The sequence below is a fragment of the Aliiroseovarius marinus genome, from assembly GCF_004360145.1.
GTDB lineage: Bacteria > Pseudomonadota > Alphaproteobacteria > Rhodobacterales > Rhodobacteraceae > Aliiroseovarius > Aliiroseovarius marinus.
Genome location: NZ_ML178718.1, coordinates 55,324 through 66,620, shown reverse-complemented (window position 1 = coordinate 66,620; position 11,297 = coordinate 55,324). Strand labels below are relative to the sequence as shown.

Genomic DNA, 11,297 nt, shown 5'->3' with positions numbered 1-11,297 from the left:
AAATGAAACAAGCAGCTCTTCTCGTCGCGATATTGGCCGTTCTGCTTCAGGCCGGGTACTGGGCCTTTGGATACCAAGCGATTTTCCAGATCGGCTTTGGGGCCATCACGTTGATGGGGCTAATGATCGCGCTGACGTTCCTGTGGCTCTACCTGCAACGTGCCACCCCCTTGGCGCTGGGCATGGCCTATAGCTGGTGCGGGGCAAGTCTGGTGCTGGGGTGGTGGTGGATCTATGCCCTTTTGGGCGCGCCCGAGGCGATGACCGCAAGTGCGCTGCATTTCGCGCCCTTGGCCGTCTGCCTGTCGGGGGCGGTTCTGCATTTTAGCGTGATTCATCGATCCTTCGGCCTGCATGGGGCGGCGTTTCTAGCGCCTGTTCTGTTGGCCGTGATGTGTTCGTCCGTGATCTATCTGCTGGTTCAGTAGGTCCAGACCATACAAAAGCCCGTGACCGGGTGCCGCATCATGCGGCAAGGGCTAGTGACTGGGGCCGACTCTCTGTAAAGTCCGCCGCATGATTACAGAGCTTGGACATTTTGCGCTGATCTTGGCGCTGGGCGTGGCCATGGTGCAAACCATCGTGCCACTGATCGGGGCACATAAGGGCTGGAACAGCTGGATGGAGATGGCCGTACCCGCGGCGACGATCCAATTCCTGTTGATTTCCACGTCATTTCTGGCGCTGACCTATGCGTTTGTGACTTCGGACTTCTCGGTCCGGCTGGTCACGCTGAACTCGCATTCTGCCAAGCCGATGCTTTACAAGATATCGGGCGTGTGGGGGAACCACGAGGGCTCGATGCTGCTTTGGGTGCTGATCATCGCAGGCTTTGGGGCAACGGCGGCGTGGTTCGGGCAAAATCTGCCACGGACCTTGAAAGCGCGGGTGTTGTCGGTGCAAAGCTCGATCGCTGTGGCGTTTTTGGCCTTTATTATCTTCACCTCGAACCCGTTCCTGCGTCTGGCGCAGCCGCCCTTTGATGGGCAGGATCTGAATCCGTTGTTGCAAGACCCCGGTTTGGCCTTCCACCCGCCGTTCCTGTATCTGGGCTATGTGGGTCTTTCGATGGCGTTTTCCTTCGCGGTCGCCGCCCTGATCGAAGGCCGCATCGACGCCGCTTGGGGCCGCTGGGTGCGCCCGTGGACGCTGGCCGCGTGGGTCTTCCTGACCATCGGCATCGCGCTGGGCAGCTGGTGGGCCTATTACGAGCTGGGCTGGGGTGGGTTCTGGTTCTGGGATCCCGTTGAAAACGCGTCCTTCATGCCATGGCTGTTCGCAGCGGCACTTTTGCATTCGGCCATCGTGGTCGAGAAACGTGAAAGCCTGAAAAGCTGGACCATCCTACTTGCCATCTTGGCCTTTGGCTTCTCGCTGATCGGGACGTTCATCGTCCGCTCAGGCGTGATTACGTCTGTCCACGCCTTTGCCTCGGACCCCGAGCGCGGCGTGTTCATCTTGTTCATCCTGCTGTTCTTCACCGGCGGAGCGTTAACGCTGTTTGCAGCGCGCGCTGGCGCGATGGAAGCCAAGGGCGTCTTCGGTTTCGTCAGCCGTGAAAGCGCGCTGGTGGTGAACAATATCCTGTTGGCTGTGTCCTCGTTTGTCGTCTTCGTCGGCACGATCTGGCCCTTGGTGGGCGAGGCGTTTGACCGCAAGATCTCGGTCGGCGCACCGTTCTTCGAGGCCGCCTTCACGCCCTTCATGGTGGTGCTGGCGCTTGTGCTGCCTATTGGGGCAATGCTGCCGTGGAAACGCGCCAAGATCGGGCGCGTGGTGAAACAACTGGTGCCCGCTCTGATCCTGTCGATTGCGGTTCTGGCGCTGGTCTGGGCGATGCAGACGGGCAAGTCTGCTTTGGGCCCGATTGGCATGTTCTTGGGCACCTGGCTGGTGACTGGCTCCATGACGGACATCTTCAGCCGCACGGGACGTGGCGCGCTGTCGAACCGCCTGTCACGTCTGACCCGACTGCCGGGGGCCGATTGGGGCAAGTTCGCAGCCCACGCAGGGCTTGGGATCACCATGATGGGGATTTCCGGCCTGATGGCGTGGGAGGTCGAAGATATCCGCGTTGCCCAAATTGGCGAGACCTTCCAAGTGGCCGAATATGACATCACGTTGGAGCATGTTGGGCGCGAACAGGGGCCGAACTATATCTCGACAATGGCGACCATCGTTGTCTCGGAAAACAATGCCGAAATTGCTGTCCTATACCCCGAAAAACGCGTCTATCCGGTGCAGGCGATGCCCACCACCGAAGCCGCGATCTCGAACGGTTTCTGGACCGATATCTATGTGGTGATCGGCGACCCGCAGGAAGGTGGCGGTTGGGCCGTGCGCACCTTCATCAAGCCCTTCGCCAACTGGATCTGGGCGGGCTCGATCATCATGGCCTTGGGCGGCATCTTCAGCCTGTTTGACCGCCGCTTCCGCGTGGCCGCTGGGGCCGCCAAGACCCGTATGGAAGGGGTGCCTGCAGAATGAAACGTCTGATAGCTTCGCTGGCCGTGATGGGTTGCCTTGCGGCGCCCGCTTACGCTGTGAACCCCGACGAAGTGCTGGCAGACCCGGTGCTGGAAGAACGTGCGCGCGATATCTCGTCCGACCTTAAATGCGTGGTCTGCCGGGGCGAGAATATTGACGAAAGCAACGCCTCGATTGCCCGCGACCTGCGCCTTCTGGTGCGCGAGCGGCTGGTCGAAGGTGACAGCAATGAAGAGGTCGTGGACTTCATCGTCGAACGCTATGGCGAATACGTTCTGATGAAGCCCAACCGCTCGGGTGCGAACCTGATTCTTTGGGCGACCGGACCGGTTCTGTTCCTGATCGCCGCGCTGTCGTGTGTGCTCTATCTGCGCCGCCGTGCGCAATCGAAGGACGGCGCTGCCGCGTTGACGCAAGATGAAGAGGCCCGGCTGAAAGAATTGCTGGACGAATAAGGCCTGACCACAGGAAACTTCCACAAATGACGGGGCGTTCATCTTTACCTGACCGCTTGGTCGGTTATATTGCGTGAAACTCCGGGAGGATGACATGATTTACGAAACGATCACATTGGACATTACGGATGGCCTGGCGGTTCTGACCTTTGACCGCGCCGACGTGATGAACGCCCTGAACACCCAGATGCGCGCCGAGATTGCACATGCTGTGGAAGAGGCAGGTAAAAAAGCCCGCGCGCTGGTCATCACAGGCTCGGGCCGTGCGTTCTGCTCGGGTCAGGATCTGGGCGACCGCGCAAATGCTGCAGAGGTCGATCTGGAGCGCACCTTGCGTGACGAATACGAGCCGCTGCTGCGCGCCATCTATGACAGCCCGATCCCGACAATCTCGGCCGTCAATGGCGCTGCTGCTGGGGCAGGGGCCAACATCGCGCTGGCTGCCGATGTGGTGATCGCATCGGAAAGCGCCTTCTTCATGCAGGCCTTCTCGCGCATTGGTCTAATCCCGGATGCCGGTGGCACCTACTGGATGCCGCGCCAGATGGGCTTTGCCAAGGCAATGGGTGCTGCCCTGTTCGCTGAAAAGATGCCCGCGAAAGAGGCCGCCGATCTGGGCCTGATCTGGGAATGCGTGGCAGAAGACGAATTCGAAGCCACCTGGCGCAAGCGGGCCGAGCAGCTGGCGAAAGGCCCGACCCTGTCCTATCGCAACATCAAGAAGGCCATGCGTGCCTCGCTGAGCAACACGCTGGACGAACAGCTTGCGCTTGAGGCGAGCCTGCAGGGCGAATGCGGCAAGTCGCGTGATTTCAAGGAAGGCGTTCTGGCGTTCCTCGAGAAACGCGCGCCGCAATACGAAGGCCGCTGATCCCAAACGGATCGCGATTGGTAAGGAGCCTACGGGCTCCTTTTTTATTGGCTGATGGCCGCTTGATCGCGCTTACCATAAACGAAAAAAGCCGCCCAAAGTGGGCGGCTTTTCTTTGATATCGTACGGCTTAGCGCTTTTCGACGTCTACATAGTCGCGCTCGGTGTCGCCGAGGTACAGCTGACGCGGACGGCCGATTTTCTGGCCCGGATCGCCCAGCATCTCTTTCCACTGCGAGATCCAGCCGACGGTGCGCGACAGCGCGAAGATCGGGGTGAACATCGAGGTCGGGAAGCCCATGGCCTCGAGGATGATGCCCGAGTAGAAGTCGACGTTCGGGTACAGTTTCTTGTCCACGAAATACGGATCTTCCAGCGCGATGCGCTCCAGTTCCTTGGCCACTTTCAGCGTTTCGTTGTCTTCGATGCCCAAGAGGCCCAGAACCTCGTCAGCGCTTTCCTTCATGACCTTCGCACGCGGGTCGAAGTTCTTGTAGACGCGGTGACCGAAGCCCATCAGGCGGAAGGGATCGTCCTTGTCCTTGGCGCGGGCCACGTATTCCGGAATGTTGTCGACCGAGCCGATTTCACGCAGCATTTCCAGGCAGGCCTGGTTTGCGCCACCGTGGGCAGGGCCCCACAGACAGGCGATGCCGGCAGCGATACAGGCGAACGGGTTGGCACCCGACGACCCGGCCAGACGTACGGTCGAGGTCGAGGCGTTCTGTTCGTGGTCGGCGTGCAGGGTGAAGATGCGGTCCATTGCCTTGGCAAGGATCGGGTTCACTTCATACTCTTCAGCTGGAACGGCAAAGCACATGCGCAGGAAGTTCGACGCATAGTCCAGATCGTTCTTCGGATACACGAACGGCTGGCCGATCGAGTATTTGTAAGCCATGGCCGAGATGGTGGGCAGCTTGGCGATCATGCGGATCGCAGCCACTTCACGCTGCCACGGGTCGTTCACGTCGGTCGAGTCGTGATAGAAGGCCGACATGGCGCCCATTACGCCGGTGATGATGGCCATCGGGTGTGCGTCGCGACGGAAGCCCGAGTAGAACTTGGTCATCTGCTCGTGCACCATCGTGTGACGGGTCACACGGTTTTCGAAGTCTACCATCTCGGCTTCGGTCGGCAGTTCACCGTACAGCAGCAGGTAGCACACTTCGAGGTAATGCGATTTTTCAGCCAGCTGATCAATCGGATAGCCGCGGTACAGAAGCTCGCCTTTGCCGCCATCAATATAGGTGATGGTCGAATCGCAGCTTGCGGTCGAGGTGAAGCCGGGGTCGTAGGTGAAAACGCCACCCTGAGCATAGAGCTTGGTGATGTCGATCACGTCCGGACCAGCGGTCGGGGAGTACATGGGGAGCTCGAGCTCTTTGTCTCCGAACGAGAGCTTTGCGATTCCGGTTTGTTCAGCCATGTATTTTCCCTTCGTGTTAGAAAGCGACCGCCCCGGTTGGTCGATCGCTTGTGCTTCAGGCGCTTGCGTCGTCCAGTCGTGCGATGGTTTCGTCACGCCCGAGAACAAGCATCATATCAAATACGCTTGGGGTTACGGCGCGTCCGGCAAGGGCTGCACGCAGGGGCGCGGCCAGTTTGCCAAATTTCGTGCCGTGGGCCTCGGCCAACCCGTTCAGGATTCCCTCAAGCGTCTCGCGGTCCCAGCTAGCATTTTGCAGCTGCGGCGTCAATTCTTTCAGTATACCACGGGATACTTCGTCAAGCGCCTTCTCGGCTTTCTCATCTCGGTCGATGGGGCGTGAAACAGTTGCAAACCTAGCCTTTTCAAGGAGTTGCGGCAATGTTTTGGCGCTGGTTTTCAGCACATACATGGCCGATGACACCAAATCAATTTGCTGCGACTGCAAAGAAATTTCGCCTGCAGCCTCCATATAGCCCTGCAGCGCGGCCAGAACGTCCGCATCCTCCATCACGGCCAAGTGCTGGCCGGACAGGTTATCAAGCTTTTTGAAGTCGAAACGGGCGGGGCTTTTGCCGATGCCAGACAGGTCAAACCACTCCAGCGCTTGCGCGTCCGAGAAGAACTCGTCATCGCCGTGGCTCCAACCCAGACGGGCCAGATAGTTGCGCATTGCCTGCGCGGGATAACCCATCGCCTGATATTCTTCGACACCCAGCGCGCCGTGGCGCTTGGACAGCTTCTTGCCATCCGGGCCGTGGATCAGCGGGATGTGCGCCCAAACGGGCAGGTCCCAGCCCATCGCCTGATAGACAATCGTCTGGCGCGCGGCATTGTTCAGGTGGTCATCCCCCCGGATCACATGGGTCACGCCCATATCGTGGTCATCAACAACAACGGCCAGCATGTAGGTGGGTGTGCCATCCGAACGTAAACAAATCATGTCGTCCAACTGGTCGTTACGGATGGTGACGTCGCCCTGTACTTCGTCGTGAATGACGGTCACGCCCTCGCGCGGGGCTTTCAGGCGGATCACGTAAGGCGCGTCCGGGTGGGTCGCGGGATCAGCATCGCGCCACGGGCTTTGATAGAGGGTCGAGCGGCCCTCGGCCCGGGCTTCCTCGCGGAAGGCCTGAATTTCGTCCTGCGTGGCGAAGCATTTGTAGGCGTGGCCGTTTGCCAGCATCTCACGGGCAACCTCGGCGTGGCGGTCGGCACGGTCAAACTGGCTCACGACCTCTCCGTCATGATCCAGCCCCAGCCATGCCATGCCCTTCAGGATGGCCTCGGTCGCTTCGGGTGTCGAGCGCGCGCGGTCCGTATCCTCGATCCGCAGCAGGAATTTACCGCCACGACCACGGGCATAGAGCCAATTGAACAGCGCTGTGCGGGCGCCGCCGATATGCAGATAACCGGTGGGCGAGGGGGCGAAACGGGTGACAATCTGGGGCGTCTGAGACATCGGTCATTAACCTTTTGGAAACCATGTGCGCGGTACGCAGAGGGGGTGGCATTTCAGGGAAAGCCTGAAACCAAGTTTTGTTGAGATGCTTTTAACAAAAGGAAGGGTTTGAACAAGGGTGCGGTCGTGAATCTCTTGTCTCGTATCGAAGAAGAACGCGGGCGGTTCCTGATCTGGGCGCCGTTGTTCTTTGGTACGGGCATCGGGCTGTACTTCGTGCCGCTGCGCGAGCCAGACATTGCGATGTACACCGGGCTGGCCGTTCTGGGGCTGATTTGCGCGGGCATCGCATGGCGCTGGCCGTGGGGGATCGGACCACTGGCGCGCGCCGTGATCTGCGTGGCGCTCGGTTTTGGAGTCGCTGGCGCGCGTGCCCACTGGGTGGCCGGGCCAGTACTGGATTTCCGATATTACGGCCCGATTGAGGGGCGGATCATCGCGATGGACCGCTCGCAATCGGACGCGGTGCGCCTGACTTTGGATCAAGTGCGCTTGAATGATGTGAACCCCGCGAAACTGCCGGACCGCGTGCGGGTCTCGCTTCATGGCGATCAGGGATATCTGTCCCCTGCCATTGGTCAGCGCATCGCCCTGACCGGGCATCTGTCTGGCCCCAACGGCCCGGTCGAGCCCGGCGGCTTTGATTTCCAGCGCATGGCGTGGTTCCGCGGGATTGGAGCGGTGGGATACACACTAAGCCCTGCGCTTTTGCTGTCACCCCCCACGGGCGAGCTGTCGCTGGCCGTGGGGCAGTTGCGTCAAAAGATTGCAAACCGCGTACGAGAGGTTTTGCCTGGTGAAAGCGGAGCCTTTGCCGCGACGATCACCACGGGCGACCGATCCTCGATGGAGCGGGCGACGATAGACGCCCTGCGCGGATCGAACCTTGCGCACCTCTTGGCGATCTCGGGCCTGCATATGGGGCTGCTGACCGGGTTTGTCTTTCAGGCGATGCGCGTGTTGATGGGGCTGTGGCCCCGGCTGTCCTTGAACGTTCCAGTGAAGAAGCTGGCCGCCGTGACGGCCATCGGGGCCGGGGTGTTCTATCTCGCCCTGTCCGGCGGAGCCGTCGCCACCACGCGGGCCTTCATCATGGTGACGACTATGTTCGTGGCGATCCTGTTCGACCGCCGCGCCCTGACCCTGCGCGCGGTCGCCATGGCGGCGATGATTGTTCTGATCCTGACGCCCGAGGCTCTGGTCGAACCGGGATTCCAAATGTCTTTCGCCGCCACAACGGCGCTGGTCGCGGTGTTTGCGTGGATCCGGGATCATGCGCGCGACGGAGCAAACCGGCGGTTGCCCGGGTGGCTGCGGCCGGTTGTGACCGTGGTCGTCTCCTCGGCTGTGGCGGGGCTAGCAACAGCCCCCATCGGGGCGGTGCATTTCAATCAGGTCAGTCACTATGGATTGGTTGCCAACCTTCTGAGCGTTCCCGTCATGGGCGCTGTGATCATGCCTTTGGCTGTGCTTGCAGCCTTGTTGGCCGCGGTGCGGCTCGAGGCTGTGGCCCTATGGCTGATGGATTGGCCGATCCGCTGGATCCTTTGGGTGGCCGACACGGTCTCATCTCTGGACGGGGCGATCGGAAAAGTGCCGACGCCGCCGGGATACATCCTGCCACTGCTCGCTGTGACGGGAGTTTTCTTCGTTCTACTGCGTGGGCGTGAAAGGTGGGTGGTGCTTCTGCCGACGGTGGTGGCCTTCGCAGGCTGGGCCACGGTCGAGCGGCCGGCAGTTCTGATCAGTTCCTCGGGCGGGCTGATCGGTGTGATGACCAGCGATGGTCGTGCCCTGTCCAAGTCGCGCGGCGAGGGGTTTGCTGCCCGATCCTGGCTTGAGAATGACGGCGACACCGCCACCCAGCAGATCGCGTTCGAGCGTCCTCTTTTTGACGGGCAGAAGGGGCATCTTGAGGTCGACCTGCACGGGTTGTCTTTGATGCAACTGACCGGGCGCGAGGCTGAAACCCGCTTGGCCGAGGCCTGTGCGAATGCCGATTTGGTGGTGTTGGCGGCGTGGCGGGATGATCCGGCTCCGGCCGGATGTACCCTGCTGGATCGCAAGGTACTGGCGCAAAGCGGTGCGGTCGCGGTGCATCTTGGCGCAGACGGCTGGGTCATTGAGCCATCCCGCCCAAAGGATCTTTCGCGCCTTTGGACCCGTTAAAGCGCTTCCACGAGCAAACGTGGAAGCGCTCTAAGCGGGATTGGATGTTGCCCGACCCCGTCTTTGCCCCTAGCTTTCTGCGCAAAGGAGAGCGAGATGGTTGAAACTGCCGGACGGATCACACTTTGGGGGGTCGAAGTGTTCGTTGCCATTGCCGATGAACGCTCGATCTCGGTGGCGGCGCGCCGCTTGGGGGTCAGCCCGTCTTCCGTCAGCCAGCAGCTTACCAATCTTGAGGCAGCACTGGGCACCAGCCTGCTGGACCGCTCGGCCCGGCCCGTGTCCCTGACCGCAGCCGGATCTCTGTTCCTGAAACGCGCGCAGGCCATTTTGAACGAGGCTGAACAGGCGAAGGCGGAACTGACGCTGGGGGCGATGTCCCAGCTTTCGCGCCTGAGGCTTGGGATGATCGAGGACTTCGACGCAGACGTCACCCCACGCCTGCTGTCCGAGGTCGCGGGGCAGTTGCACTCCACGCGGTTCCTGCTGGAAACCGGCGCCTCGCACCGGTTGCACGACCAGTTGGACGCGCGGGCACTGGACGTGATTGTGGCCGCAGATACGGGTGCTTCTGCGCCGTGGATGGAGGTGCATTCCCTGTTGGAAGAGCCCTTTGTTGCCGCAGTGCCCAAGGGGCTGATCGGGGATCGTGATCCGCGCGAGGTGCTAAAGGACCTTCCGCTGGTGCAATATACGGCGCGTCACCATATGGGCCGGGTGATTTCCGACAATCTGGCGCGGCAGAACCTAAAGCTGGACAACCGGTTCGAGCTGGATAGCTATCACGCGATCATGGCGATGGTGGCGGGCGGGGCCGGGTGGACGATCATTACGCCTTTGGGGTTCCTGCGCGCCCACCGCTTCAAGGATGCCGCGGATCTGATTGAGTTGCCCTTTGCCCCGTTCACACGACGCATCAATCTTGTCGCACGCGCAGATATGCTGGGGGATTTGCCGCGGGATCTGGCGGCGCAGTGCCGAACGCTTCTGGGCGCATTGATCGTCGAGCCTGCGGTGCGCGACTATCCGTGGCTGAAGGGCACGCTTCGAGTGTTGTAAGGGGGAGGGGCGTTGCCCCTCTGCGCTGCGCGCATTCACCCCAGGATATTTACAACAAGAAAAAGAGTGCAATCCTACGCAGCGGTTTCCGACTTCCGAGCTTTGACCTCGGCGATGGCGCCCACAATGGCGTCTGCGATGAAGTCCAGCTCGGGCGGGGTCAGGCGCACGGGCAGGCGCGTGTCGCAGGCGCGGGACAGCATCGCGCGGGTTTGCGGCAGCGGACCTTGGTCGTCGATGAACTGCCAATTCCAGAAGGCGCGGGCGTTGTCTTCGCTTTTCCCGAACACCTGAACGCCGACGCCGCGCGCTTTGGCAGCTGCTTGAAAGGCGATGGTTTCTTCGTCGCTGACATTGTCCAGGTTGAACTGGATCGAATCCGGCGCGCGGGTTTCCGGCGCTAGCGGCGCGGGGACGGTGATCCACGGGCTTTTTTCCAGCTTCGCCGCCACATAGTCGTGGTTGCGCAGGCCGTCCGTCACGCGGCGCTCTAGCTCGGGAATTTGCGGGCGGATGACGGCGGCGGACAGGTTCGACAGGCGCGTGTTGTAAAGCGGCAGTTGGTTTTGCCAGCGGGCAAAGGCGTCTGCCAGATCGGTCGAGTTCTCGCCGCGCGGGGTTTTGTGCTTCTTCCAGTTGTGTTCGTAGGCGCCGGACATGATCACGGCGCGGGCGGCCAGATCGGCGTCATCGGTGATCAGGATGCCCCCTTCGCCTGCGTTCAGCATCTTGTAGGACTGGAACGAGAAACAGCCGATCTTACCAATCGTGCCGATCTTGCGTCCATGCCACAGGGTGCCAAGCGAGTGGGCTGCATCTTCGATCACGGGGATTTCTGCGGCATCACAAAGCTGCATGATCGCATCCATGTCCGAGGTGTGCCCACGCATGTGGCTGATGATCACCGCGCCCACATCCGGGGTTAGTTTGGCGGCAAAATCATCCATGTCGATGCGATAGTTGGCTTGGACATCCACCAGCACCGGCTTGCACTCGGCATGCACGACCGAGCTGGGCACGGCGGCAAAGGTGAAGGCGGGGATCAGAACCTTGGTGTCACGCGGCAAGCTCAAGGCTTTCAAAGACAGAAACAGCGCGGCCGAGCAGCTGGCCACAGCCAGTGCGTATTTCGCGCCCATCATCTCGGCGAATTCGGCCTCCAGAAGGGCGACGGGCGCGTCTTCCGGTGCAGTGTAGCGGAAAAGGTCGCCCGATTGTAGTAGCCGGTCGATCTCGGCGCGGGCGGCTTCGGGGATGGGTTCGGCGTCATGGACGTTCGGGGCGGCGGGTGCTGCGGTCTGGTCCAGGGTCATGCTGTCTCCTCTTTCGAGTGTGGCCTTTTCGGCTTTTTCGAAAACTCATTTCGGA

At 61.0% G+C, this 11,297-nt stretch carries 9 protein-coding genes; 6 read left to right on the top strand and 3 right to left on the bottom strand.

All coding sequences use genetic code 11. The features are described 5' to 3' along the window. Positions 1 to 2 precede the first annotated feature (2 nt). The 4 genes from EOL43_RS09360 (at position 3) to EOL43_RS09345 (ending at position 3,813) form a co-directional block, all read left to right on the top strand. Positions 3 to 428, top strand: a complete 426-nt coding sequence (locus EOL43_RS09360; protein WP_133487868.1) for a hypothetical protein — start codon at positions 3 to 5, stop codon at positions 426 to 428. A gap of 88 nt (positions 429 to 516) precedes the next feature. Next, positions 517 to 2,487 (top strand): heme lyase CcmF/NrfE family subunit, encoded by a 1,971-nt coding sequence (locus EOL43_RS09355; RefSeq protein ID WP_133487866.1) that lies wholly within the window; start codon positions 517 to 519, stop codon positions 2,485 to 2,487. Then, positions 2,484 to 2,942, top strand: a complete 459-nt coding sequence (locus tag EOL43_RS09350; RefSeq protein WP_133487864.1) for a cytochrome c-type biogenesis protein — start codon at positions 2,484 to 2,486, stop codon at positions 2,940 to 2,942. Before EOL43_RS09355 ends, EOL43_RS09350 begins: the two co-directional genes overlap by 4 nt. Before the next feature lie 94 nt (positions 2,943 to 3,036). Beyond that, positions 3,037 to 3,813 carry an enoyl-CoA hydratase-related protein gene (locus EOL43_RS09345; protein WP_133487862.1) on the top strand — a complete coding sequence of 259 codons (777 nt, stop codon included), beginning with the start codon at positions 3,037 to 3,039 and terminating at the stop codon, positions 3,811 to 3,813. Between the two features lie 130 nt (positions 3,814 to 3,943). Here EOL43_RS09345 and gltA read toward each other — a convergent pair whose 3' ends face one another. Then, positions 3,944 to 5,239 carry a citrate synthase gene (gene gltA, locus EOL43_RS09340; RefSeq protein ID WP_133487860.1) on the bottom strand — a complete coding sequence of 432 codons (1,296 nt, stop codon included), beginning with the start codon at positions 5,237 to 5,239 and terminating at the stop codon, positions 3,944 to 3,946. A gap of 55 nt (positions 5,240 to 5,294) precedes the next feature. Continuing rightward, positions 5,295 to 6,701 carry a glutamate--tRNA ligase gene (gltX, locus tag EOL43_RS09335; RefSeq protein ID WP_133487857.1) on the bottom strand — a complete coding sequence of 469 codons (1,407 nt, stop codon included), beginning with the start codon at positions 6,699 to 6,701 and terminating at the stop codon, positions 5,295 to 5,297. 126 nt (positions 6,702 to 6,827) lie between these two features. Here gltX and EOL43_RS09330 point away from each other — a divergent pair, with 126 nt between their 5' ends. Continuing rightward, complete coding sequence (locus tag EOL43_RS09330) at positions 6,828 to 8,870, top strand: ComEC/Rec2 family competence protein (protein WP_240686510.1); 2,043 nt, start codon at positions 6,828 to 6,830, stop codon at positions 8,868 to 8,870. Positions 8,871 to 8,966: 96 nt separating this feature from the next. Beyond that, positions 8,967 to 9,929, top strand: a complete 963-nt coding sequence (locus tag EOL43_RS09325; RefSeq protein WP_133487852.1) for a LysR family transcriptional regulator — start codon at positions 8,967 to 8,969, stop codon at positions 9,927 to 9,929. A 74-nt stretch (positions 9,930 to 10,003) separates the two neighbouring features. On the opposite strand, the gene EOL43_RS09320 is transcribed toward EOL43_RS09325, so the two are convergent. Next, positions 10,004 to 11,242, bottom strand: coding sequence for a DegT/DnrJ/EryC1/StrS family aminotransferase (locus EOL43_RS09320; RefSeq protein WP_133487850.1), 1,239 nt, complete (start codon positions 11,240 to 11,242; stop codon positions 10,004 to 10,006). Positions 11,243 to 11,297 lie beyond the last annotated feature (55 nt).

Excerpts from the sequence above, each read along its gene's own strand:
- EOL43_RS09360 (WP_133487868.1), top strand. The coding sequence starts at position 3 with ATGAAACAAGCAGCTCTTCTCGTCGCGATATTGGCCGTTCTGCTTCAG.
- EOL43_RS09355 (WP_133487866.1), top strand. The coding sequence starts at position 517 with ATGATTACAGAGCTTGGACATTTTGCGCTGATCTTGGCGCTGGGCGTG.
- EOL43_RS09350 (WP_133487864.1), top strand. The coding sequence starts at position 2,484 with ATGAAACGTCTGATAGCTTCGCTGGCCGTGATGGGTTGCCTTGCGGCG.
- EOL43_RS09345 (WP_133487862.1), top strand. The coding sequence starts at position 3,037 with ATGATTTACGAAACGATCACATTGGACATTACGGATGGCCTGGCGGTT.
- gltA (WP_133487860.1), bottom strand. The coding sequence starts at position 5,239 with ATGGCTGAACAAACCGGAATCGCAAAGCTCTCGTTCGGAGACAAAGAG.
- gltX (WP_133487857.1), bottom strand. The coding sequence starts at position 6,701 with ATGTCTCAGACGCCCCAGATTGTCACCCGTTTCGCCCCCTCGCCCACC.
- EOL43_RS09325 (WP_133487852.1), top strand. The coding sequence starts at position 8,967 with ATGGTTGAAACTGCCGGACGGATCACACTTTGGGGGGTCGAAGTGTTC.
- EOL43_RS09320 (WP_133487850.1), bottom strand. The coding sequence starts at position 11,242 with ATGACCCTGGACCAGACCGCAGCACCCGCCGCCCCGAACGTCCATGAC.